The sequence below is a fragment of the Aquisalimonas sp. APHAB1-3 genome, from assembly GCF_048323695.1.
Lineage (GTDB): Bacteria > Pseudomonadota > Gammaproteobacteria > Nitrococcales > Aquisalimonadaceae > Aquisalimonas.
Genome location: NZ_JBLWFT010000001.1, coordinates 564,331 through 586,700 on the forward strand (window position 1 = coordinate 564,331; position 22,370 = coordinate 586,700).

Consider the following 22,370-nt stretch of genomic DNA (forward strand, 5'->3'; position numbering starts at 1 on the left):
ACCGTTGGCCCTCTAGCCGAAGATGCCGAACAGCCCGGTGGCATTCGCGAACACGAGAATCACCGCAGCCGGGGCAACAAAGCGGGTGGTAATCAACCACACTTTGAACAGTGGGCTGTTCTCGTTGACGCCAAGCTCCCCGATGACGCTGGACAGTCGCATGCGCCAGCCGACGAAGATGGCGATGAGGAGGCCACCCAGCGGCAGCATGATGTCGTTGGAGACATACTCGAGCGAGTCGAAAATGCCCATGCCCGGCAGGATGGTGACGCCACTCCAGGCATTGAGGGAAAGGCCACAGGCAATACCGAGAACCCAGATCAGCCCGGTGATGATTGCCGCGGCCTTGACGCGGCTGCCGTCCTTCCGGCGCTCGGTCAGATAAGCTGTTGCCGGTTCAAGAAGTGACATCCCGGACGTGATTGCGGCTACCGACAGAAGAACGAAGAACAGCAGCCCGAGCATGTACCCGAACGGAATCTCGCCGAACACGATCGGCAGAGTGATGAAGACCAAGCCTGGCCCTTCACCGGGCTCAAGGCCGGCGGCAAAGACGATCGGGAAGATGGCAAGGCCCGCGAGGATGGCGGTGATCGTATCCATGCCCACGATCCAGCCGGCACTCTTCGGGATGGACTCGCGCTTGGGCAGATACGCGCCGTAGACCATGATTGCGCCCATGCCGAGGCTGAGCGTGAAAAACGCCTGGCCCATGGCCGTCAGGATGGTGCCACCTTCCACGACCGAGAAATCGGGCTGGAACATGAACGCCATGGCTTCCTGAAATGCCCCCGAAGCTGCCATGCCATACCCCACCAGGAGGATGAGCAGCACGAAGAGCAGTGGCATCAGAATCGTCACAGCCCGTTGCAGGCCCTTGCGCACCCCCATGGCGACGATGCCAAACAGGATGAGCATGAACAGCGTATGCCACCCCAGTACGGACCAAGGGCTCGCCAGCAGGGTTTCGAACAGGTGGGCCGAGGAATCGCTGGTGATTCCCTGGAAGCTCCCCAGCAGGGATTGCAGCACGTAGAACAGCGCCCAGCCACCGACCACGCTGTAGAACGACAGGATCAGGAAACCGGCGGCGACACCCAGCCAGCCAAGCAAGGCCCACTGCGTGGACCGTCCCTCTTCCAGAGAAACGGAGCGCAGGCTGTTGATCGGGCTGCGTTTCCCGCGGCGGCCGATGGTGATCTCCGCGATCATGATGGGAAGACCCACCAGAAGAATGCAGAGGAGGTAAATGATCACGAATGCGGCACCGCCATTCTCTCCCACGAGATACGGGAACCGCCACAGGTTACCGAGGCCCACCGCCGATCCGGTCGCCGCGAGAATGAAGATCAAGCCGCTCGACCATTCACCGTGAATGGAGCTACGTGTTTCCGACATGATTTGTTATTCCTTGTGTTGCCACCAGAGCACTGCGGTGTTCAGTCTGCCACCGGAATCGCTGCCGAAAAACCGGGAACGCGTTGTCAGTGGGATTTCCGCCTGAGTCGGTCTCGCCGCCGAGTCGCATCAGCCCGACCGGCGCTCCGCGACGAGCATGGCCCGGTCGCGGAAGCCGACAAAGGGGTCTCCCAATGTCCCCTCCTCCCGATACACGATTGGCTTCAGGCCCGGAAACAGCTGCAGCAACTCACCATCCGCGAGCAGGAAGTCGGGGTTGGAGGGCCCGCCCGTAGATACCCGCGTCTGGCAATAGGTCTGGTAGAAAAGCAGCCCCCCGGGGCGCAGGGCGGATGCGATGGCATCGCATAAGGGGCGGTGCAGGAACGCGGAGACCACGATCACGTCAAAGGTGTCCGTTTCCGGGGGCTGCGCAATCACGTCGCGAACGCGTGCGATTACCGGCAGGCCTGTAGTGTGAGCGTAGCTTTCAATCAGCCGGCTGCCCACTGGAGACAGGTCCCACGCCTCGGTCGTGATTCCGTGTCGGCCCAGTACGTAAGCATTGCCGCCAAGCCCGGCTGCAAGATCCAGCCCTCGGCCCTTGGTGGGCAGCAGGTGAAGGTTGTCCGTGAGTACCTGGGCCGCACGGGCGTCGGTGGGGCTGGCCGTCCGGTAGCGTGCGTCCCACTTGTCACGAAGGTTGGCTGTCATGGCTGCAGCAGTCAGGCCGGGGATAGAAAATGGTGCGGGAGGCGGGACTCGAACCCGCACGGCTTGCGCCTCAGCATTTTAAGTGCTGTATGTCTACCAGTTCCATCACTCCCGCCAGGTGCCGGGCAGCCAGCCCGGTCGAACTCACCGTGCGGTTCGGCCGGGTTTCCCGGTACCACGCGCGCCGGCGCTGGATATAAGGATGGAGGCTCGGGCCGGAATCGAACCGACGTACGCGGATTTGCAGTCCGCTGCATCACCACTCTGCCACCGAGCCTTGACGGGGCGTATTCTAACACGGTGTCCGACCTTCGCCACGAGCTCGTAAGGCTGGCAACGGGCCGGTGGTCACCGCTTAAACAACAAACCCCGGCACGGGGCCGGGGTTGCGGAATCTGGAGCGGGAAACGAGATTCGAACTCGCGACCCCAACCTTGGCAAGGTTGTGCTCTACCACTGAGCTATTCCCGCTGAGGCCGATGTATTCTAGCCACCACGCGTCGGGTGTCAAGCCTTGTCGCTGCCCTCCCGGGGCTCGCCTTCCAGAACCAGCCAGGCGGCTCGCAGGTAGACGATCATCGACCAGAGGGTGAGAACCGCCGCCGCGTAGAGCAGAAGCAGACCGGTCATCGTTGTGGGCACGCCTGCCACCGGCGCGCTGTAAATCAACAACAGGATGGCGATCATCTGCGCGGCGGTCTTGAACTTGCCAATGACGTTGACGGCGACATTGGCGCGTTTGCCAAGCTCGGCCATCCACTCCCGCAATGCGGACACGGCGATCTCGCGACCGATGATGACGGCTGCCGGCAGCGCGAAGAATGCCGACGGGTTCTCTGCTGTCAGCGCCACCAGGGCCACGGCGACCATGAGCTTGTCCGCCACGGGGTCGAGGAATGCACCGAACGCCGATGTCTGACCCAGCCGCCGGGCCAGCCAACCGTCCAGCCAGTCGGTGAAAGCGGCCAGCGCGAAGATGATAGCCGCAACGAAGTTTGACCATTCGACGGGGAGAAAGAAGATGATCCCGAAAATCGGGATCATGACGATGCGCGCCAGGGTCAGGCTGTTGGGTAGGTTCATCTCCATGACGGGCTCAGTCCTTCCGGTCACCGTGGAACGTGTCATAGATGCGTTGAGCCAGTTCCCGACTGATCCCCGGCACGCGCGCCAGGTCATCAATACCGGCTCGGGAAACGGCCTTCAACCCACCGAATTGCTTGAGAATCGTCTGGCGCCGCTTGGGCCCCAGGCCCGGGATGTCTTCCAGGCTAGAGCTGCGCCTGCTCTTGCTGCGCCGGTTGCGATGCCCGGTGATGGCAAACCGGTGGGCCTCGTCCCGGATCTGCTGCAACAGGTGCAGTGCCGCGGAATCCGCGGGCAGTATAACCGTTTCGCCCGTCTCTGCGACAAACAGCTTTTCCTCGCCGGGGCGCCGGTCCGGCCCCTTGGAAATGCCGATGATGGGCACCCCGTCCACCTGCAGTTCTTCCAGGACCTCCATGGCCTGTTTGACCTGTCCGGGGCCGCCATCAATGACGAGCAGATCGGGCAGTACACCTTCGCCCCGCTTGAGGCGCGTGTAACGCCGCTCCAGCGCCTGGCGCATGGCTGCGTAGTCATCCCCGGGTTCAATGTCGGAGATGTTGAACCGGCGGTAGTCGGACTTGACCGCCCCCTCGCGGTCAAAAACGACACAGGAGGCCACCGTCGCCTCGCCCCGCGTGTGGCTGATGTCGAAACACTCCAGACGCTCGGGCAGCGCCTCGAGATCCAGAGCCTGTTGCAGCGCTTCCATGCGCCGGCCCTGCCCAGCCTGGCGTGCAGCGCGCGTGCGCAGGGCGGTGCGCGCGTTGGTGACGGCCATCTCCAACCACCGGCGGCGCTCAGAGCGGACATTGTGCCGGATGTCCACGGCGTGCCCCGCGTCCTGCGAGAGCGCCTCTTCCAGAAGTGTCTCTTCGGCCACGGCCGTGTTCACCAGGATCTCGCGCGGTGTGTCGCGCCCGAGGTAATACCGCGCAATGAAAGCGGAAAGGACCTCTCCGGGCTCCGTTTCGTCCGGCGTTTTCGGGTAGAACGTCTTGTTGCCCAGGTTCTGGCCATGGCGGATGACAAACACCTGCACGCACGCAGTGCCCTCTTCCTGGATACAGGCCACCACGTCCAGGTCGCCTTTCTCGCCGGTAATGGCCTGCTTCTCCTGAATGCGGCGAAGGGTGGCGATGCGATCGCGGAGCCGGGCGGCCTGTTCGAAATCCAGTGCCTCGGACGCGGTTTCCATCTGTGCGACCAGCCGGTCGATGACCTCGCCGCTCTTCCCTTCCAGGAACATCACCGCGTGTTCCACATCCCGCGCATACTCTTCGGGAGAAATGTAACCGACACAGGGTGCCGTGCAGCGCTTGATCTGGTATTGCAGGCAGGGGCGCGAACGGTTGGCAAAGAACGTATCCTCACACTGCCGGACCGGGAACACCTTCTGGAGGTGGCTGAGAGTCTCGCGCACGGCGCCGGCGCTGGGAAACGGACCGAAGTACCGGCCGGCCTGCCGCCTTGCACCGCGGTGAAACCCGAGACGGGGGAACGTCTGGGTTGCCGACAGGAAGATGAACGGGTAGCTCTTGTCGTCGCGCAGGAGCACGTTGTAACGGGGGTTGTGCTCCTTGATGAGGTTGTTCTCGAGGATCAGGGCTTCGGCTTCGGTATGGGTCACCGTAAAGCTGATGTCCGCCACCTGCGCCACCATGGAACGGGTGCGCGGATTCTTGACGGATTTCGTGAAGTAGCTGGCGACCCGGCGGCGCAGCTTGCGCGCTTTGCCCACGTAGATGACCGTGCCGTCCTTGTCGAGCATGCGGTACACGCCCGGCTGTTCGGGCAGCGAGCGCACCAGCGGTTGCGGGTCGAACGGCGTATCACTCATGAACGAAGGCGATCAGGACATCTGGTCGATCATGCCGTGGCGGATGGCCAGATGGGTCAATTCCACGTCCGTGTCCACGCCGAGCTTCTCATAGAGGCGGTACCGGTACGTGCTGACGGTTTTCGGGCTGAGGCACAGAGTGTCGGAGATCTCCTGCATTTTGTAGCCTTGGGTGACCATCATCATCACCTGAATTTCGCGCTGGGACAGTTTGTCCAGACCCTTCCCTCGGCTGCCGTCGAAGCCGGCCAGCGCCATCTGCCGGGCGATTTCGGCGCCGATGTACCGCTCGCCCCGTCCAACCGAGCGAATGGCCCCGACAATTTCCTTTTCATCACAGTCCTTGGTGATGTACCCCATGGCCCCGGCTTCCATCAGCCTGCTCGGGTACGGCTCTTCAACGTGAATAGTCAGCGCTATGATCTTGAGGCCCGGAGAGATTCTGAGAAGCTTGCGGGTGGCTTCCAGACCACCGATACCGGGCATGCTGACATCCATCAGCACCACGTCGGGCTGGCGTTCACGCACGAGCTGAAGGGCGTCCTCACCGCTCGCGGCCTCGCCGACAACATCGATATCCTCCGCATCATCAAGCAGCCGGCGGATGCCGCTGCGAACCAGCTGATGATCGTCGACAAGAATGACCTTCATTCCAATCCAAACCTCGTCTGCCGAAGCAGGTCAACACCGAACACGTTCCCTGTTCAGGGGGGCAATACTGACGCTCCATCATACGCCATACTCTCGATTTCGTCTCACTGTGGGCTGATAACGACATTGGCCTGCGCCACCACACGGGATGCCCGAAGATGACTGATTCCAGTAACAATGTGCCCGTTCAGCCGCTTTACCCCGATGCCGGCACGCCGGTCCCGCTGCCGCGGCTTTACCTGGATGCGCCGCTGCCTGATCGCGGACGCTTCGGGCCCTGGATCTACGGCAACTTCGTGGCAACGCTGGATGGACGCATCGCGCTGGCGCATCCGGAGACCGGTCGCCTTGGCGTGACGGCGAGCATCGGAGACGCCCGGGACTGGCGGCTGTTCCAGGAACTGGCGGCACGTGCGGATGTGCTGATCACCAGTGGCCGTTACTTGCGCGATCTTCGGCTTGGTGCGGCGCAGGACGTTCTGCCCCTCAGCTCGAAACCGCCCTTCGTCGATCTCGCAGAGTGGCGAGTGGAGCATGGTTATCCACGTCAGCCGGACGTCGCCGTGATGTCCGGCAGCCTCGACTTCCAGATCCCCGAGGCGTTGTTCCGGCAGGGGCGACGCGTCACCGTACTGACCGGAACGGCGGCGGGCGATGAGGCCGTGCACCGCCACGAACGCTCCGGCGCCCGGGTCATGCGCATATCGGCTGGAGGCGCGGTCAAGGGAGACGATGTGGCACGGACGCTTGGTGACATGGGGTATCGGCGGGCGTATTCGGTGACCGGGCCGTACGTGCTCCACGCTCTGATGCAGGCCGGCGCGCTGGATGCCCTCTTTCTTACCCAGCGACACCGGATCGTTGGCGGCGAAGACTACAGCACGATCACTGCGGGCCCGGTGCTGACGCCCCCGGCGGATCTGCAGTTGCAGTGGCTCTACCTCGATGCCGCAACCGAGACCGCGCCGGGGCAGCAGTTCGCGCGCTTCAGCCTGGAATACCCCCCTTCGTCAGCGCACGCGGATCCATGATGCGCTCCAGCTCAGCACGGTCCAGGTCGGTCATCTCCTCGGCCACGTCCAGCACCGAGCGCCCTTCGGCGTAGGCGGTCTTGGCCACCTTGGCGCCGAGCTCGTAACCGATGACGCTGTTCAGGGCCGTAACGAGAATCGGGTTGCGCGCCAGCGCGTCGTTCAGGCGTTCCTCGTTGACGGTGAAGCCGTCGATGGCGCTGTCTGCCAGAAGCATGGCTGCGTTGGACAGCAGATCAATGCTTTGCAGCACATTGTGGGCAACCAGCGGCAACATGACGTTGAGCTGGAAGTTGCCCGACTGGCCGGCCATGGCGACGGCGCCGTCGTTGCCCATGACTTGGGCGGCGACCATGGCGACCGACTCGGGGGCCACCGGGTTGACCTTGCCGGGCATGATGCTGGAGCCGGGCTGCAGGGCCGGCAGTGCGATCTCGCCCAGCCCCGCCAGCGGGCCGCTGTTCATCCAGCGCAGGTCGTTGGCGATCTTCATGTAGGCAACGGCCAGGGCGCGCAGCTGGCCGGACAGCTCCACGGCGGTGTCCTGGCTGCTCAGGCCCAGGAAGGTGTTGTCCATGGGGCGGAACGCCAGCCCGGTCCGGTCGGCCAGGCGATTGGCGAAACGGCCCGCGAACTCCGGGTGTGCGTTGATGCCCGTGCCCACGGCCGTACCGCCCTGTGCCAGCGCCCGCACGCGGGGCAGCGTGTCGCTGATCCGCTCCCGCCCCTGGCGGATCTGGGCGCTCCAGCCGGAGAGCTCCTGGCCGAGCGTGACCGGCATGGCGTCCATGAGGTGGGTGCGGCCGGTCTTGGTGACTTCCGAGAGTTCCGAAACGCGCTTCTCGATGGTCTGTTCCAGGTGCTCCAATGCGGGCAGCAACCGCTCCTGGGTTTCCAGCGCGGCGCTCACGTGAATCGCGGTCGGGATCACGTCGTTGCTGCTCTGCCCCATGTTCACGTGGTCGTTGGCGTGCACCGTCTGGCCCGAATCGCGGGTGGCCAGATGGGCGATCACCTCGTTGGCGTTCATGTTGCTGCTGGTCCCGGAGCCGGTCTGGAAGACATCCACCGGGAAATGCTCGTCGTGGGCGCCTTCGGCCACGGCCAGGGCTGCCGCGACGATGGCGTCGGCGGTCGCGGCGTCCATGAGACCAAGATCGCGATTCACCTCCGCGGCGGTCGCCTTGATCAGACCCAGCGCGCGAATGAACGGCCGCCCCATGGGGATGCCGCTCACGGGGAAGTTGTCCACTGCGCGCTGGGTCTGAGCGCCGTAGAGCGCGCCAGCCGGGACGTGCAGTTCGCCCATGCTGTCTTTTTCAGTGCGGTACTCGGCCATCTCTCGATCCTCCGTGGGCATGCCGGCGTCAAACGCCAGGGGCCTGGGTGAAGGGCGCCAGGGTGATCATTCCGTCACCGCGCCCGGGGGCGTAAATCGTGCCCGAAGCAGCGACATGATCCAAGGCTCACGGTGATCTTTTTGGTCAGGCTGGTAGAATACGGCGCCATCGAGGGACTGCCTGCGTCCGTTCAGCGGGCGCCCAGGCCCGAAGCACGACCGACACACCCAGCGGAGCCAGCATGGAACTCACCCGACTCACGGCCCTCTCCCCCGTGGATGGGCGCTATGGAACCAAGGCACAAGCCCTCCAGCCCATCTTCAGTGAATACGGACTCATCCGCCACCGCCTCATCGTCGAGGTCCGCTGGCTCCAGGCGCTGGCGGCGGAGCCGGCAATTGCCGAAGTGCCGGCGCTGTCAGGCGCGGCGTCGGCGCGACTCGATGCGCTGGTGGATGGTTTCGACCCGGAGCAGGCGGCGCGGGTGAAGGCGCTGGAGGCCACCACCAATCACGATGTGAAGGCGGTGGAGTACTACATCAAGGACACCATCGCCGATGACGCGGAACTGGCGGCCATCAGCGAGTTCGTGCATTTCGCCTGCACCTCGGAAGACATCAACAACCTCGCCTACGCGCTCATGCTGGAATCGGCGCGCACCCGGGTGTTGCTGCCGGCGCTGGACCGCGTCGAGGCGGCGGTCTCGGAACTGGCGCACGTCAATGCGGACGTGGCCATGCTGGCGCGCACCCACGGCCAGCCCGCCTCCCCCACCACGCTCGGCAAAGAAATGGCGAACGTGGCCTACCGACTGCAGCGTCAGCGCGCCCAGATCGCCGGCGTGCCGGTGCTGGGCAAGATCAATGGCGCCGTGGGCAATTACAACGCGCACCTGGTGACCTACCCGGAAGTGGACTGGGAAGGCTTCGCACGGCGTTACGTCGAGAATCTGGGGCTGAGCTGGAACCCCTATACCACGCAGATCGAACCCCACGACTATATCGCGGAGCTGTTCGATGCCTGCGCGCGGCTCAACACCGTGCTCATCGACTTCAGCCGCGACATCTGGGGCTACATCGCCTGGGGCTACTTCAAGCAGAACCTGGTGGCCGGCGAGGTGGGATCATCCACCATGCCCCACAAGGTGAATCCCATTGATTTCGAGAACGCCGAGGGCAACCTCGGGATGGCCAATGCCGTGTTCAACCACCTCGGTGCCAAACTACCCGTCTCCCGCTGGCAGCGCGATCTCACCGACTCCACCGTGCTCCGCAACCTCGGTACCGGCATCGCCTACTCCCTCATCGCCTACGAGGCGCTGCTCAAGGGCACGGGCAAGCTGGCGGTGAACCATGACCGGATCGCCGAAGATCTGGAAGCGAACTGGGAAGTGCTGGCCGAAGCCATACAGACTGTCATGCGCCGTTACGGCATCGAACAGCCCTACGAGAAACTCAAAGCGCTGACCCGCGGGCATCGTGTGGATGCGGCAGGCATGCAGGCCTTCGTTGACGGGCTGGACCTGCCGGAGGACGCCAAGGAGACGCTGAAAGCCCTGACTCCCGCCCGGTACGTCGGTAATGCCGCCGAACAGGCGCGCCGCGTCTGAGCGCAGGCGGGATCGATACCATGACACGGCGTATCACCTCTGCCCGGGAATCGATCGACGCTGTCGCGGAGCTGCTGGCCTCGGCGTGTGGCACCGTCGATATCCTGAGCCCCGGGCTTGATCCGGTTCTTTTCGACCGCGATGAGGTGGTGGCCGCCGTTCGGGCGCTCGCGGTGCATGTGGGGCGTCGAGCGCGCGTGCGCCTGCTGCTTCGTGACAGCACCACCGCCGTTCGCAGCGGCCACCGCCTGGTCGGCCTGGCACGGCAGCTGACCACCGCCGTGGAGACCCGCCGACTGGCCGAGGAAGACGCCAGGGACGAAGCCACTTGGGTGATCGTCGACGCACGCGCCATTGCACAATGGCCCGCGCCGGGGTATGACGGAACCGTGGCTTCGGACTCCCGTGCTGCGGCGGCACGGGCTGGTCGACTGTTCACGGAACGCTGGGAGCGGGCGGAACCGGATCCTGAAACACGGCGCCTAACTCTCTGAACAAGCGATAATCACCAATGGAGATGAGCCTATGGATGCGCGGGCGTCGTGGTGGTACCTGCTGGCTGATCACGGCATTCTCCGGGCCGCGCGAGGAGCAGGCGCCGCGCTTCTGATCCTGATGATGACGGCAGTGGCCGTCCGGGCAGACGGTATCGAATCCGTTGAACTGCAGCACCGATCGGCGAGCGCCGTCATTGATCAGGTTCGTGCCCTGGTGGGGGATGACGCGACCCTGATTGCCGATGGTCACTCCATTCTCGTACGTGGTGACGCAGACGCCGTGTCAGCGGTACGCAGTGCGGTGGAACAACTGGATCGGCCGGCGGTGCCCGTTCGGGTGACGCTGCGCGCCGGAACGCCCACTGACATGGCAAGAGCGGGCGTGGCGCCGCAGCGGGATGGCGTTCGCACCTACGGCACCCGGACACGGAGCCAGGACGATTCCGAGCAGGTGATCACGGGGCATTCCGGTGAGCCGATGCAGATCCGTGCCAGTGAAGAGCAGGGCCGGACCCGGCGGCAGCTGCTTCTCGGCGGTGACCGTCCCGGCTACGCGGAAGAGCGGGAGTACGTCACCGCAGAACGCGGCTTCTTCGTGCGCCCGGACGTGCAGGGAGAGCGCGTCACCCTGACCCTGGCTGCGACACGGCAGGCATTCGAGCGTGACGGCGAACGCCGGGGCCAGGACGTGACCACCTCTGTGAGCGGCGGTACGGGCGAGTGGCTGCTAGTGGGGTCATCCGGGCAGGCGGAGCAGACCGAGGAGCGAGGTCGTCGGTACACGACCCGGCGCTCGGAAGAAGGGATTCAGTGGTGGATACGGGTCGACCGGCTGGACCAGTGACCTGCTCTCGCGGGCCCTTCATTTATCCCACAGATCCAGCAACCTCTCCCGGTTCAGGGCCAGCCACTGCAGCGCGATAATGGGCATTGCGTTGTTGATGATGCCGTTGTCGAGCATGTCCATTGCTTCATCAAATGGAAGCACGTGGGCGCGGATATCCTCGTTCTCCTCGTCCAGACCGTGTAGCCCGCCGGCATCCGAGGCGTCCACGCGCGCGCAGTACAGGCTGACCAGCTCCGACGACATGCCCGGGCTCGGGTAGTAGTCACAGATACGCATCAGCTCCTGCAACTGAAGCCCCGCCTCTTCCCGCGCCTCCCGGTGTGCCACGTCGGCCACCGCCTCCTGCGGTTCCGCAACGCCGGCGACCACTTCCATCAGCCAGGCGCCGTTCGGGGCGTCAATGGCCCCGATGCGGAACTGCTCCACCAGCACCACAGCATCCAGTGCGGGATCGTACGGCAGCACGGCGGCCACCCGCCCGCGGCGCAACAACTCCCGGGTCATCTCCGGTGTCATGCCGCCGGCAAACAGGCCGTGCTTCAGCCGGTAGCGTTCCAGCTTGAAGAAGCCGTTGTAAACAACCGTGCTGTCGATGATTTCGAAGTGCTGGCTCATGGTCGCGTCTCGTCAGTTCGGGCGTCGGAACAGGGCCAGGCTCTCTACGTGAGCGGTGTGCGGGAACATGTCCATCACGCCTGCACATCCCAGCCGGTATCCGTGGTCGTGGACCAGTGTCCCCGCGTCCCGCGCCAGAGTCGCCGGGTTGCAGGAAATATACAGAATGGTGTCCGCACCCAGGTTGCCCACTCTGGCGATGACCTCGGCGGCACCGGAGCGCGGCGGATCCAGCAGGATTTTGTTGAAAGGCCGATCCAGCCACTCCGGGGTTTCGTTGTCCGCGGCAAGGTCTGCCACATGGAACCGCACGTTGTCGACGCCGTTGCGGGCTGCGTTCTCCTGGGCGCGCTCCACCAGTTGCCGGTCACCCTCGACGCCCACCACCTCGCCGGCGCGCGCCGCCAGAGGTAGGGAGAAGTTCCCCAACCCGCAGAAGAGATCGAGAATCCGGTCCTGCGACTGCGGCTGCAGGTAGTCCAGCGCCCGCTGCACCATGCTGGTGTTGATCTCGTGATTGACCTGGGTGAAGTCCGTGGGCTGAAAGACGATCTCCGCCTCATCGGGCGCCGGGTGGTATGCCAGCCGCGGCGATGCGGGCCAGATGGGCGCAACAGTGGTCTCGTTGCCCGGCTGTTCGTACACAGCGAAGTCGTGCGCCTGGCCGAAAGCGGTCAGCTCCGCGTAATCTGCCTCCGTAAACGCGCGCAGGTTCCTGAAAACCAGCGCAATGGTCGTCTCGCCAATGGCCACTTCAATCTGTGGCAAACGATCACGGCATGACAGGCGTGCAATGAGGTCGCTGAGGTCGGTGAGCCGTGCCGCCACCCGTGGATCGAGGACATGGCACTCCGTCATGTCAGCAACATAGGGGCTGTGCTTCTCGCGGAACCCGACCAGCACCCGCCCCTTCGCCGGTACGTCCTTCACGGCCAGCCGCGCCTTGCGGCGGTACCCCCAGATGGGCCCGGTCAGGGGCGGCAGGATCTGGTCAGGCTCCACTCCACCGATGTGGCGGAACTGCTCCAACAGCACGTCCTGCTTGAAGCGAATCTGCTGTTCCGGGGGCATGTGCTGAAGACTGCAGCCGCCGCAGACCCCGAAGTGTGGGCAGCGCGGCTCGATGCGCTCCGGCGACGCCTCCAGGACGGCTTCCACGCGCCCCTCGTCGAAGCGGCGGTGGCTCCTGGTGTAGCGCATGCGTACGGTCTCGCCCGGCAGCGCGCCATGGACGAATACTGTCTTGCCTTCCACGTGGGCAATCCCCCGGCCCTCGTGGCTGAGCGATTCCACGGTCACGTCCACCGGCTCCATCGGAACCCGGGAACGGCGGCGGCGTTTACCCATTGCCCGTCTCCTCCAGCGCCTGCCTGGGCCACGCCTCGAGGAAGGCCTGGAAATGGGGGCGTTGCTCGGCTTGCAGCGTCTCCCGCACCAGTGCGCACTCCCGCGCGTAGGCGGCGCGGTCGAGATGGCCGCGCAGGAGTTGGAAACGCAGCCAGACCAGGTAGGTGTTCAGCACGTCGGTCTCACAGTAGTCGCGGACGGAGTCGAAGGCGCCGTCCTGGATGGCCTGATGGACCTTGCCGCCGTCCATGCCCATCTTGCCGGGAAAACCACAGAGCGTGGCGATTTCGTCCAGTGGCGCATTGGCACGCGGCTGGTAGCCGGCGATCATGTCCATGAGGTCGGTGTGGCGCTCGTGGAACCGGTTGAGGTAGTTGTTCCAGCGAAACCCCTGCTCCGTCGCCCCGGTCTCCCAGTAACGGGGTGCACTGAGTCCGTGCTTGAGGGCGCGGTAGTGCAGCACCGGCAGATCGAAGCCGCTGCCGTTCCAGGACACCAGCGTCGGGGTGAAACGGTCGATGCCGTCGTAGAAGCGCTGGATCAGGTCGGCCTCGTCGTCACCACCCTCGCCCAGGGACCACACCTTGAAGCGGTCGCCACTGCGCATGGCGATGGAGATCACCACCACGCGGTGGAGGTGCAGGCGCAGAAAGTCCGAGCCGCCGGTTTCCTGTCGTCGCAGCGCGAAGCCGGCCTCGGCAACGGCATCGTCGTCAAGCCCGTCCAGCCCGTGTAGACGCCGCAGCCCTTCCAGGTCCGGCACGGTTTCGATATCGAAAACGAATACGGTCATGGGGTCAGTCCGGGAAGACGCCGGACGAGAGATACCGGTCGCCGCGGTCGCAGACAATGGTGACGATGGTGGCATTCTCCACCTCGGCGGAGAGTTGCAGCGCCGCGAACAGCGTGCCGCCCGACGACACGCCGGCCATGATGCCTTCCTCGGCGGCCAGCCGCCGGGTCATTTCTTCCGCCTGCGCCTGGCTCACGTCGATGATGCGATCGACCCGCTCCGGCTCGTAGATTTTCGGCAAATAGGCCTCCGGCCACCGGCGGATGCCCGGAATCTGGGAGCCGTCGTCCGGTTGCACACCCACGATCTGTACGTCCGGCACCGTTTCCTTGAAATAGCGTGACGTGCCCATGATGGTGCCGGTGGTGCCCATGGACGAGACGAAATGCGTTACCGCGCCCCGGGTGTCGCGCCAGATCTCGGGGCCCGTGCCCTCGTAATGGGCGCGCCAGTTGTCGGGGTTGGCGAACTGATCCAGAACCCGCCCCCGTCCCTCGCTCTGCATGCGTTGGGCGAGGTCACGGGCCTCTTCCATGCCCCCTTCCTGGGAGACCAGTACAAGCTCTGCTCCGTAGGCGCGCATGGAGGCGCGGCGCTCCGCGGTCATGTGCTCGGGCATGATCAGCACCATCCGGTATCCGCGGATGGCTGCTGCCATGGCCAGCGCGATGCCGGTGTTCCCGCTGGTCGCTTCGATCAGGGTGTCACCGGGCCTGATTTCACCCCGTTCCTCTGCGCGCCGGATCATGCTCATGGCGGGCCGGTCCTTCACCGAGCCCGCGGGGTTGTTGCCCTCGAGCTTCAGGAGGATGGTATTGGTGGTGTCACCGGCAAGTCGCTGCAATCGAACAAGCGGGGTGTTGCCGACGAAGTCTTCTACGGTTGGGTATGTCATGGCGTCTTCGCATTCAAACCTGTTTGCGACTCCGTGAGCCTGATTGCCGGCGGCAGTGAGGCTGCCGCCGGGGCCTTATTCTCGCCTAGAACGGCCTGCCGGTGGAAGGCTCACCGTGCCGCCACCCTGCGAGAGCGTTCCGCGACGCGATGGAACAAGAACCTGTACTATGCGGGTTCTCCATGGAATGACGGGACGCCGCTCGATAAGGACTGACCACCCATGCGCTGGGGACTGGGAACTCGAATTTTTCTGCTCGCCGTTCTGGCGCCAATGGTGGCCGCAACGGTTCTCGTGGGATACCTGCTGGTGAGCCGTGCGCATGATATCCACGAGCAACTCGCGGACCGCGGCGAAACCGTGGCCCGGCAACTGGCCCCCGCACTCCGCGATCCTCTATCCCAGGGCCAGGATGCCGCGCTCCACCAGATCGCGACGGCGGCGAGGCTCGACCCGGCCATCTCGACGGTGACCATTCAGCGCGCCGATGGTCGCGTCGTGGTGCGCCAGACGAACGAAAACGGTCAGTTGCGCGCGGAAGGCTGGATGGTCGATTTGGGCAGCATGCTGCTTGGTCTGCAGCAGACACCGAGCTTCCGCGTGCCGGTGGTCGAGTCGCCGGCGCCCCTGCTCGATCGGCTGCCCCTGGATAGCGGCATGCAGCCGATTGGCTGGGTGGTTGTCGATGTGGACGCCACGCCCTACCTCCACCGGGAAGCGGTCATGGCCGCGAGGGCTGCGGCCGTGCTCGGCGTGGTTCTGCTGGTGAGCCTGATGCTTGCCTACCTGGCCAGGCGCAGCGTAACCCGTCCGGTTACCCGTCTCACGGAGACGATCCGTCGCCTGGGCGCCGGCGATCTAAGGGCCCGTGTCCACTTGCTCGCAGGTGGCGAGATCGGTCTGCTGGCCCGGACTGTCAACCGCATGGCCATCCGGCTGGAACGCACCGAACGGGATCTGAACGAGCAGATCGAACAGGCAACCAGGGAGCTTCGTGAAACACTGGAAGCCGTAGAGATCCAGAATGTCGAACTGGACATTGCGCGCAAACGCGCACTGGAAGGCAGCAAGGTCAAATCCGAGTTTCTGGCCAACATGAGCCACGAGATTCGCACGCCGATCAACGGCATTCTCGGCTTCACCGATCTGCTATCCCACTCCCAGCTTGATGACGAACAGCGCGATTACGTGGCCACGATCCGGGAGTCGAGCACCAACCTGCTCTCCCTGGTGAATGACATCCTGGATTTCTCCAAGATCGAAGCCGGAAAGCTGGTGATCGACAATGTCGCCTTCGATATGCGGGACTGCATCGAAGAGGTGATGTCGCTGATGGCGCCGGCGGCCTACGGCAAGAGTCTGGAATTGGTACATCTTATCTATGAGGACGTCCCGTGCCGGTTGTTCGGTGACCCCATCCGCGTACGCCAGATCCTCACCAATCTGGTTCACAACGCCATCAAGTTCACGCCCCAGGGGCGCGTCGTGGTACGCGTCATGCTGGACGAGGACGGCGACGACCGCGTGCGCATCCGCATCTCGGTTACTGATACTGGCATCGGGCTCAAGCAGGACGAGCAGGACAAGCTGTTCCAGGCATTCAGCCAGGCGGATACATCCATCACACGTCGGTTCGGCGGTGCCGGGCTTGGCCTGATTATCTGCAAGAAGCTGGTGGAGCAGATGGGTGGCGCCATCGGGCTCGACAGCAGACCGGGGACGGGGTCGACGTTCTGGTTCACGCTCGAGTGCGTGAAGCAGCGCAGCTCGGAGCGGGACGACCGTCCTCTGGTTCGTCGCAACCCCCTGGAGAGCAAACGTGTTCTCCTGCATGACACGTCCACTCTCAGTCGGCTTGCGGTTCGGCATCTCCTGGAATCCTGGGAGATGGAGATTCGTGACGAGGAGAATGGCGATATCTTTCTTTCGGCGACCCGTAATGATCCGGCATGGGATTGTGTGATCCTCGGGCTGTCCCGCGAGGAGCTGAACCGGCGTTACTTCCGGGATCTCATGGCTCAGGCGCGGACACTGGAGGTGCCTGTCGTGGTTCTCGCCAGCTCGGTGGACCGCAACGAACTGCGAAGCCTGTATCAGCAGGGTGCCCAGACTTGCCTGCCCAAGGCGGTTCGACGGCAGACGCTCTACCGTGAACTGTGCCGTGTGCTTGCGTCTGCCGCCAATCCGCTGGATGCCGACACGCAGCAGCTTCTGCCCGCGGCATTCCAGCCACGGTCGGCGGAACCGCCCGTGGAGGCGCAGAGCCGGTTTCACGGCACGCAGGTACTGGTAGTCGACGACAACGCCATCAACCGTAAACTGGTGTCCACCATTCTGCGCCGCCAGGGGGCGGAGGTGGACGAGGCTGCCGATGGGCGGCGCGCGGTGGAGCGCTGCGCGGCGATGGATTACCCGTTGGTGTTCATGGACATCCACATGCCGTCACTCAGTGGTGAAGCCGCCTACCAGCAGATATGCGCCAACGCCCGCCATCGCGGCGCGCCGGCCCCCCGGGTGGTCGCGTTGACGGCCAACGCCATGCCCGGCGAGCGGGACCGGCTGACCCGCCTCGGTATGGACGAATGCCTCATCAAGCCGGTGACGGAAGCCCAGGTGATTCACCAGCTGCGCCTGGTGGGCGATCGCCCGGTGGCCGATGACGCTCCGGATCCGACGGAGTCAGTCTCTGTGTACGCGGAGCTGGGCACCGAGATGCGCGACATGCTGATTGCAGAGTTGCCTGAACACCGGCGTGCCATCCGCAGCGCCTACCGGCGGGGCGAGCTGGATGCGCTGCGGGATTACGTCCATCGCCTCAATGGCGCGGCCAGCGTCTGTCGTGCGGAGACCCTTCAGCGCGCCTGTGATGCGCTTGAACGTTCCGTGGTGGATAACCATCGCGTGGATATTCCGGCGGGAGTTGAACGGGTGGTCCGAGCCATCAACGACCTGCTGGATGACGAGCTGCGTCGGCAACAGGACTAGGTCGCTTCAGCAACCACGAAGGCCAGTGCGTAGGCGCCTTCGTCTGTAATGCTGACGTGCCAGGAACCGATACCCAGAGTCTGTGCCGTCGTCGCGCCCTGCCCGGTCAGGTGCAATGCGGGCGCTCCCGCCGTGGTGGCGCTGACGTGCAGATCATGGAACCCGAGCGCGCCGCCGATTCCAGTACCCATGGCTTTGGCGGCCGCTTCCTTTACCGCCCAGCGGCGGGCGAGAAAGCCACCCGGATCCCCGTGGTGCCGCCAGCGCTCCAGTTCCGCGCCAACCAGTACCCGGCCGGCAAAGCGTTCGCCATGGCGAGCGAGCACACGGCGCACCCGTGCGATCTCCACCAGGTCGGTGCCGATACCAACGATGCTCACCGCGCCACGCCCCGAATCAGCGCCTTCATGTCCCTGACCGCCTGCTCCATGCCGGCGAAGATGGCACGCGCCACGATGCCATGACCGATGTTGAGTTCGTTCATGCCAGAGATGGCCGCGATCGCTTCCGTATTGTGGTAGTGCAGGCCGTGTCCGGCGTTGACGATCAGTCCCTGTTCGAGGCCCAACTCCGTACCCCGGCGGATGCGGTCGAGTTCGTCTTGCATGGCGGCCTCGTCGCCGGCGTCGGCATAGCGCCCCGTGTGCAACTCGATCACCGGCGCGCCGACCTCCCTGGCCGCCATGATCTGTCGGGCCTCCGCGTCAATGAACAGCGATACCTGAACTCCGGCGGCCTCCAGTCGCGAGCAGGCCTCGCGCACCCGGTCGGGTTGCCCCGCCACGTCGAGCCCCCCTTCCGTGGTGAGTTCTTCCCGGCGCTCCGGCACCAGACAGCAGTGGGAGGGTTTGAGCTGTTCTGCGATGCCGAGCATCTCGTCCGTGACCGCCATCTCCAGGTTCATGGGGGTCTGCATCACCGTCGCAAGACGCCAGAGGTCGGCGTCCTGGATGTGCCGGCGATCTTCGCGTAGGTGCAGCGTGATACCGTCGGCACCGCCCTGCTCCGCCAGCAGCGCCGCCTGCACGGGGTCGGGGTATCGTGTCCCGCGCGCCTGCCGGAGGGTGGCCACGTGGTCGATGTTGACACCCAGGAGCACCCCTGCCTGGTGATGTGCGCTCATGTTGCTGACTCCTCTCCGCCGGGGCCGGTCCGCCGTCGCAGGCTCTGGTAGAGGGCACGACTCTGCAACGGCCGGTCGCCAATATACAGCCGCAGTGCGGCGCTTGTCAGACGCTGCATCTCGGCGCGCAGGGCGGGGTCGTCGAGCCGCGCCTGGTCCAGCGCCAGCAATGCGTCACCGGAGATGAGCAAACCGCTTCCACCCGGCGCCGCCGGGACCGGCCCGTATTCAAGCTCGTAGCGGTAGGTCACCCCGGGTTCGACTCGGGACTGACCGTCGGCCGTTGTGTCCAGTAGCAGGCCGTAACCCAGCGCACCCAGAAGCCGTTTCTCAAAATGCCGCAGCGGCGCGTCTTCGGCCGCATCGGCGGCTGCGAGCGAGATGAGCGCATCCCCGTAGGCCGCGAACACGTCCGGTTCCGGGTTTTCGCGCCGCAGCAGCCGCAGTACCAGTTCGCTCAGATAGAATGCGGCTGCGAGCCGCGTTCCTTGAAAACGCAGCGGTCGGCCGCCCGATTCCGCACCCGTGAGGGTGGCAAGCTCGCCGCGGCCACGCCAGGTCACGAGCACCGGCTGGAACGGTTCCAGCACCCCGCGCCAGCGCGATTTCTGGCCTCGGGCTCCCCGCGCCACTGCGCCGACGCGGCCATGTTCTTCCGTCAGGAGCTCCAGCAACAGGCTGGTATCCCGATAGGGCCGACGGTGCACCACCCAGGCCGGAATCCATTGATCCCCTTGGCTTGTCGGCATCCTGGTTCCCGTTCTACCTCATGCCAGAGGAGGACTGGCCCGCTCAGTTCTCATCGTAACCCAGGCTCTTCATGGCGCGCTCGTCATCCGCCCACCCTTCGCGGATCTTCACCCAGAGCTCCAGGTGGACCTTTTTCTCTACCAGGTGCTCGATCTGACGGCGCGCCTGCTGCCCGATGCGCTTGAGCTGCTGCCCGCCGTTGCCGATCACGATCGCCTTCTGTCCGTCCCGCTCGACCCATATCACTGCGGAGATCCGGATGAGCCTGTCACTCTCCTCGAAGGCTTCCAACGCGACGGATGTCGAGTACGGAACCTCCTGGCCGAGGGTACGCATCAGCTGCTCCCGGATCAGTTCGGCGACAAGGAAGCGCTGGCTGCGGTCCGTGACCTGATCTTCGGGGAAATAGAACACCGACTCGGGCAGATACCCCCGGATAATCTCTTCCAGCGGCTCCACGTTCTGCCCCTTCTCCGCGGACAGCGGAACAATCTCGGCGAACGGGTGACGCCCGGCGAGCTCTTCCAGAAACGGCAACAGCTCTTCCTTCTGTGGGATGAGGTCGACCTTGTTCACCACGGCGATCACGGGGCGATTGATCTGCCGCAGGTGCTCCAGCACGAGCTCGTCGTCGTCGGTCCAGCGATGGGGCTCCACCAGCATCACCACCACATCCACATCGCGCAGTGCCGTGACCGCAGAGCGGTTCAGGTACCGGTTCAGGGCCTTCTTCTGTCGGCCGTGCAGGCCCGGCGTGTCCACGTAGATGAACTGGGTATCATCCCGTGTCTGCACGCCGAGGATACTGTTGCGGGTGGTCTGTGGGCGGCGCGAGACGATGCTCAGTTTCATCCCGAGCAGACGGTTCAGCAGCGTGGACTTGCCCACGTTGGGGCGCCCGACAAGGCCGATATAGCCGCAGCGCTGCGTACGATCGCCGCTGGCGGCGGAGTCCGAGTCAGTCATGATGATGATCCGCTTTGTTCGGGTTCAGTGCCTTCAGCATGGCCTCGGCGCCCCGCTGCTCTGCGCGGCGCCGGCTGCCTGCCTCTCCGACGGTGACCTGCTCGATGCCCGGCACCCGGCACTCGACCCGGAAGGTCTGATCGTGCGACTTGCCGGCAATGTCCAGTACTTCGTAGGACGGCAGCGAGAGCTTCGCGGACTGCAGGTATTCCTGCAGCCGCGTCTTGGGATCCTTGAGTTCCGCGGCGCTGGGCAGGTTCTCCAGGCGCTCCGCGTAAAGGCGCACGATGAGGTCCCGGCACGCAATGAAACCGCCGTCGATGTAGACCGCGCCAAACACCCCTTCCAGAGCGTCCGAGAGGATGGAATCCCGCCGGCGGCCGCCGCTCTTGCGCTCACCGCTACCGAGTCGCAGGTGCGTACCGAGATCAAGCTGTCTGGCGATGGATGCCAGCGTCTCACGGTTGACGAGGCTCGCCCGCAGACGGCTGAGCCCACCCTCCGAGTCGTTGGGCTGGCGCTGGAACAGCTGATCGGCGATGACGAAATTGAGAATGCTGTCGCCCAGGAACTCCAGGCGTTCGTTGTTGCGCTCGCTGACGCTGCGGTGTGTCACCGCTTCCTCGAGCAGTTCCGGCTCCCGGAACTGGTAGCGCAAGCGTGCCGACAGTTGCTCGAGGGGGTCGCTCACGGCCGCACCAGCGCTTCTTCCCGGAAGCTGGCGATCCCGTCGAGGTTCGCAATCAACGGGAAACGCCGCTCGTAGGCAACGACGATGGTCACGCCCTCGCCGGATCGTTCCACCGAGATGTCGTTGCGGCCGAGTTTGTCGACACTGTTGACCTGCAGCCGGCGCATCAGGGCGCTGCGCACCTCGCCCGGGCGTGCGCCCCTGAGTTCCGGGGTTCCGGCTACATCGTCGACCACCGACGCCACAGTCATCGATTCCAGATAGATCGGAATGATGCGCAGCACCAGCATGGCCGCGAAGGCCCCGAGGACGAGCACCAGCATCAGACCGATCAGGCTGAAACCTCGCTGACCGGGTCTGGCGCGATAGATATTACTGGATGCGGTTGCCAATACGACTCCAGTTGATCCGGTTCTCATAGCCGTTCCAGCTCATCCAGATGAGAAAAGCCCGCCCCACTAGGAGATCCTCGCTGACAGGCCCCCAGCAGCGGCTGTCGCTACTGCGGTCACGGTTGTCGCCGATAGTGAAATAGTGGCCGTCCGGTACGGTATAACCATCCGGCGAGGCAGCGTAATCCGTGCACCACGTGCCCCGGGGATGCTGGAGCACTCCGTATTCCCGGTCGCCGAGTGTTTCCGTCATCAACCGTGCCCGCGGTGCCTGGGGCTCATCATAATCGCCAACGTCGGTCTGTTCGACAAGTTCGCCATTGATGTAGAGCAGGCCATCGTCGTACCGCACGTGATCCCCCGGAAGTGCGACCACCCGCTTGATGAAGTCCTGGCGCGGGTTGACCGGGTACTTGAAGACAGCCAGATCCCCGCGCTGCGGCTCGCCGGTGGGGATCAGCGATTGGTTGGTCACCGGCAGGCGGACGTCATAGGAGAATTTGTTGACCAGGATGAAATCGCCCGCGAGCAGGGTGGGAATCATGGACCCGGAGGGAATGCGGAACGGCTCGACCACGAAGGAGCGGATGACAAGCACCACGAGGATCACCGGAAACAGAGACCGGCAGAGGTCCACCCACCAGTTGTCCTTCTCCAGCGCCGGCCGCCCTGCCTTGTGACGTGCACGTCGGTGCATCCAGGCATACAACACGGTCAGACCGGTGATCAGTGTCACCGCGACCAGCAGCAATTCGAAATCGAGAAGCATGGCTCTATCCTTTCCTGACCGGCACGCGACG

General features: G+C 64.5%; 22 protein-coding genes and 3 tRNA genes. 5 read left to right on the forward strand and 20 right to left on the reverse strand.

The window, feature by feature from the left end; genetic code table 11:
- Positions 1-12: 12 nt before the first annotated feature.
- From ACNSTU_RS02600 to uvrY, 8 genes are all read right to left on the reverse strand, one after another.
- A complete protein-coding gene (locus tag ACNSTU_RS02600) occupies positions 13-1,398 on the reverse strand; it encodes a sodium-dependent transporter (RefSeq protein ID WP_290635224.1) in 1,386 nt (461 codons plus the stop codon).
- Between the two features lie 129 nt (positions 1,399-1,527).
- A complete protein-coding gene (locus tag ACNSTU_RS02605) occupies positions 1,528-2,112 on the reverse strand; it encodes a class I SAM-dependent methyltransferase (RefSeq protein WP_290635222.1) in 585 nt (194 codons plus the stop codon).
- A 30-nt stretch (positions 2,113-2,142) separates the two neighbouring features.
- A tRNA-Leu gene (locus ACNSTU_RS02610) sits at positions 2,143-2,227 on the reverse strand.
- Between the two features lie 88 nt (positions 2,228-2,315).
- Positions 2,316-2,389 (reverse strand) — tRNA-Cys (locus tag ACNSTU_RS02615).
- 119 nt (positions 2,390-2,508) lie between these two features.
- Positions 2,509-2,583 (reverse strand) — tRNA-Gly (locus ACNSTU_RS02620).
- 36 nt (positions 2,584-2,619) lie between these two features.
- On the reverse strand, positions 2,620-3,201 hold the full coding sequence (gene pgsA, locus ACNSTU_RS02625) for a CDP-diacylglycerol--glycerol-3-phosphate 3-phosphatidyltransferase (protein WP_290635220.1): 582 nt from the start codon (positions 3,199-3,201) through the stop codon (positions 2,620-2,622).
- 7 nt (positions 3,202-3,208) lie between these two features.
- Positions 3,209-5,038, reverse strand: coding sequence for an excinuclease ABC subunit UvrC (gene uvrC / locus ACNSTU_RS02630; protein ID WP_290636832.1), 1,830 nt, complete (start codon positions 5,036-5,038; stop codon positions 3,209-3,211).
- Positions 5,039-5,050: 12 nt separating this feature from the next.
- Complete coding sequence (gene uvrY / locus ACNSTU_RS02635) at positions 5,051-5,689, reverse strand: UvrY/SirA/GacA family response regulator transcription factor (RefSeq protein WP_290635216.1); 639 nt, start codon at positions 5,687-5,689, stop codon at positions 5,051-5,053.
- 158 nt (positions 5,690-5,847) lie between these two features.
- Here uvrY and ACNSTU_RS02640 point away from each other — a divergent pair, with 158 nt between their 5' ends.
- Positions 5,848-6,720: a RibD family protein gene (locus ACNSTU_RS02640; RefSeq protein WP_290635214.1), complete on the forward strand. Its 873-nt coding sequence runs from the start codon at positions 5,848-5,850 to the stop codon at positions 6,718-6,720.
- On the opposite strand, the gene ACNSTU_RS02645 is transcribed toward ACNSTU_RS02640, so the two are convergent.
- Positions 6,677-8,059 carry a class II fumarate hydratase gene (locus ACNSTU_RS02645; protein WP_290636833.1) on the reverse strand — a complete coding sequence of 461 codons (1,383 nt, stop codon included), beginning with the start codon at positions 8,057-8,059 and terminating at the stop codon, positions 6,677-6,679. The genes ACNSTU_RS02640 and ACNSTU_RS02645 overlap by 44 nt on opposite strands.
- A gap of 242 nt (positions 8,060-8,301) precedes the next feature.
- On the opposite strand from ACNSTU_RS02645, the gene purB reads away from it, so the two are divergent.
- From purB to ACNSTU_RS02660, 3 genes are read left to right on the forward strand one after another with little or no spacing between them, the layout of a single operon-like run.
- On the forward strand, positions 8,302-9,669 hold the full coding sequence (purB, locus tag ACNSTU_RS02650) for an adenylosuccinate lyase (RefSeq protein WP_290635210.1): 1,368 nt from the start codon (positions 8,302-8,304) through the stop codon (positions 9,667-9,669).
- 20 nt (positions 9,670-9,689) lie between these two features.
- The gene (locus tag ACNSTU_RS02655; RefSeq protein WP_418212052.1) at positions 9,690-10,163 is read left to right on the forward strand and encodes a hypothetical protein; all 474 of its coding nucleotides are present in this window, start codon (positions 9,690-9,692) and stop codon (positions 10,161-10,163) included.
- 31 nt (positions 10,164-10,194) lie between these two features.
- Positions 10,195-11,010, forward strand: a complete 816-nt coding sequence (locus ACNSTU_RS02660; protein WP_290635206.1) for a secretin N-terminal domain-containing protein — start codon at positions 10,195-10,197, stop codon at positions 11,008-11,010.
- An 18-nt stretch (positions 11,011-11,028) separates the two neighbouring features.
- On the opposite strand, the gene ACNSTU_RS02665 is transcribed toward ACNSTU_RS02660, so the two are convergent.
- From ACNSTU_RS02665 to cysM, 4 genes are read right to left on the reverse strand one after another with little or no spacing between them, the layout of a single operon-like run.
- Positions 11,029-11,628 carry an NUDIX domain-containing protein gene (locus ACNSTU_RS02665; RefSeq protein ID WP_290635204.1) on the reverse strand — a complete coding sequence of 200 codons (600 nt, stop codon included), beginning with the start codon at positions 11,626-11,628 and terminating at the stop codon, positions 11,029-11,031.
- A gap of 12 nt (positions 11,629-11,640) precedes the next feature.
- Positions 11,641-12,975: a 23S rRNA (uracil(1939)-C(5))-methyltransferase RlmD gene (gene rlmD, locus ACNSTU_RS02670; protein WP_418212053.1), complete on the reverse strand. Its 1,335-nt coding sequence runs from the start codon at positions 12,973-12,975 to the stop codon at positions 11,641-11,643.
- The gene (locus ACNSTU_RS02675) at positions 12,968-13,768 is read right to left on the reverse strand and encodes a 3'-5' exonuclease (RefSeq protein ID WP_290635200.1); all 801 of its coding nucleotides are present in this window, start codon (positions 13,766-13,768) and stop codon (positions 12,968-12,970) included. The genes rlmD and ACNSTU_RS02675 overlap by 8 nt, the downstream gene beginning before the upstream one ends.
- A gap of 4 nt (positions 13,769-13,772) precedes the next feature.
- The gene (gene cysM, locus ACNSTU_RS02680; protein ID WP_418212054.1) at positions 13,773-14,663 is read right to left on the reverse strand and encodes a cysteine synthase CysM; all 891 of its coding nucleotides are present in this window, start codon (positions 14,661-14,663) and stop codon (positions 13,773-13,775) included.
- Between the two features lie 222 nt (positions 14,664-14,885).
- On the opposite strand from cysM, the gene ACNSTU_RS02685 reads away from it, so the two are divergent.
- On the forward strand, positions 14,886-17,648 hold the full coding sequence (locus ACNSTU_RS02685) for an ATP-binding protein (RefSeq protein ID WP_290635196.1): 2,763 nt from the start codon (positions 14,886-14,888) through the stop codon (positions 17,646-17,648).
- Here the strand turns inward: ACNSTU_RS02685 and acpS are convergent.
- The 7 genes from acpS to lepB are packed head-to-tail and all read right to left on the reverse strand — an operon-like array spanning position 17,645 to position 22,339.
- On the reverse strand, positions 17,645-18,028 hold the full coding sequence (gene acpS, locus ACNSTU_RS02690; RefSeq protein WP_290635194.1) for a holo-ACP synthase: 384 nt from the start codon (positions 18,026-18,028) through the stop codon (positions 17,645-17,647). The two genes, ACNSTU_RS02685 and acpS, sit on opposite strands and share 4 nt — an antisense overlap.
- Complete coding sequence (gene pdxJ, locus ACNSTU_RS02695; RefSeq protein WP_290635192.1) at positions 18,025-18,771, reverse strand: pyridoxine 5'-phosphate synthase; 747 nt, start codon at positions 18,769-18,771, stop codon at positions 18,025-18,027. Before pdxJ ends, acpS begins: the two co-directional genes overlap by 4 nt.
- Positions 18,768-19,520 carry a DNA repair protein RecO gene (recO, locus tag ACNSTU_RS02700; RefSeq protein WP_418212055.1) on the reverse strand — a complete coding sequence of 251 codons (753 nt, stop codon included), beginning with the start codon at positions 19,518-19,520 and terminating at the stop codon, positions 18,768-18,770. The genes pdxJ and recO overlap by 4 nt, the downstream gene beginning before the upstream one ends.
- 43 nt (positions 19,521-19,563) lie before the next feature.
- Entirely contained in the window at positions 19,564-20,487 is a 924-nt protein-coding gene (gene era / locus ACNSTU_RS02705; RefSeq protein ID WP_290635188.1) for a GTPase Era, read from the reverse strand.
- Entirely contained in the window at positions 20,480-21,178 is a 699-nt protein-coding gene (gene rnc, locus ACNSTU_RS02710; protein ID WP_290635186.1) for a ribonuclease III, read from the reverse strand. The genes era and rnc overlap by 8 nt, the downstream gene beginning before the upstream one ends.
- A complete protein-coding gene (locus ACNSTU_RS02715) occupies positions 21,175-21,570 on the reverse strand; it encodes a DUF4845 domain-containing protein (RefSeq protein WP_418212056.1) in 396 nt (131 codons plus the stop codon). The genes rnc and ACNSTU_RS02715 overlap by 4 nt, the downstream gene beginning before the upstream one ends.
- Entirely contained in the window at positions 21,551-22,339 is a 789-nt protein-coding gene (lepB, locus tag ACNSTU_RS02720; protein ID WP_290635182.1) for a signal peptidase I, read from the reverse strand. Before lepB ends, ACNSTU_RS02715 begins: the two co-directional genes overlap by 20 nt.
- Positions 22,340-22,370 lie beyond the last annotated feature (31 nt).

Excerpts from the sequence above, each read along its gene's own strand:
- ACNSTU_RS02665 (WP_290635204.1), bottom strand. The coding sequence starts at position 11,628 with ATGAGCCAGCACTTCGAAATCATCGACAGCACGGTTGTTTACAACGGC.
- purB (WP_290635210.1), top strand. The coding sequence starts at position 8,302 with ATGGAACTCACCCGACTCACGGCCCTCTCCCCCGTGGATGGGCGCTAT.
- ACNSTU_RS02645 (WP_290636833.1), bottom strand. The coding sequence starts at position 8,059 with ATGGCCGAGTACCGCACTGAAAAAGACAGCATGGGCGAACTGCACGTC.
- ACNSTU_RS02675 (WP_290635200.1), bottom strand. The coding sequence starts at position 13,768 with ATGACCGTATTCGTTTTCGATATCGAAACCGTGCCGGACCTGGAAGGG.
- lepB (WP_290635182.1), bottom strand. The coding sequence starts at position 22,339 with ATGCTTCTCGATTTCGAATTGCTGCTGGTCGCGGTGACACTGATCACC.
- recO (WP_418212055.1), bottom strand. The coding sequence starts at position 19,520 with ATGCCGACAAGCCAAGGGGATCAATGGATTCCGGCCTGGGTGGTGCAC.
- pgsA (WP_290635220.1), bottom strand. The coding sequence starts at position 3,201 with ATGGAGATGAACCTACCCAACAGCCTGACCCTGGCGCGCATCGTCATG.
- cysM (WP_418212054.1), bottom strand. The coding sequence starts at position 14,663 with ATGACATACCCAACCGTAGAAGACTTCGTCGGCAACACCCCGCTTGTT.
- ACNSTU_RS02600 (WP_290635224.1), bottom strand. The coding sequence starts at position 1,398 with ATGTCGGAAACACGTAGCTCCATTCACGGTGAATGGTCGAGCGGCTTG.
- ACNSTU_RS02685 (WP_290635196.1), top strand. The coding sequence starts at position 14,886 with ATGCGCTGGGGACTGGGAACTCGAATTTTTCTGCTCGCCGTTCTGGCG.
- ACNSTU_RS02660 (WP_290635206.1), top strand. The coding sequence starts at position 10,195 with ATGGATGCGCGGGCGTCGTGGTGGTACCTGCTGGCTGATCACGGCATT.
- uvrC (WP_290636832.1), bottom strand. The coding sequence starts at position 5,038 with ATGAGTGATACGCCGTTCGACCCGCAACCGCTGGTGCGCTCGCTGCCC.
- ACNSTU_RS02605 (WP_290635222.1), bottom strand. The coding sequence starts at position 2,112 with ATGACAGCCAACCTTCGTGACAAGTGGGACGCACGCTACCGGACGGCC.
- rlmD (WP_418212053.1), bottom strand. The coding sequence starts at position 12,975 with ATGGGTAAACGCCGCCGCCGTTCCCGGGTTCCGATGGAGCCGGTGGAC.
- uvrY (WP_290635216.1), bottom strand. The coding sequence starts at position 5,689 with ATGAAGGTCATTCTTGTCGACGATCATCAGCTGGTTCGCAGCGGCATC.
- era (WP_290635188.1), bottom strand. The coding sequence starts at position 20,487 with ATGACTGACTCGGACTCCGCCGCCAGCGGCGATCGTACGCAGCGCTGC.
- pdxJ (WP_290635192.1), bottom strand. The coding sequence starts at position 18,771 with ATGAGCGCACATCACCAGGCAGGGGTGCTCCTGGGTGTCAACATCGAC.
- ACNSTU_RS02655 (WP_418212052.1), top strand. The coding sequence starts at position 9,690 with ATGACACGGCGTATCACCTCTGCCCGGGAATCGATCGACGCTGTCGCG.
- ACNSTU_RS02640 (WP_290635214.1), top strand. The coding sequence starts at position 5,848 with ATGACTGATTCCAGTAACAATGTGCCCGTTCAGCCGCTTTACCCCGAT.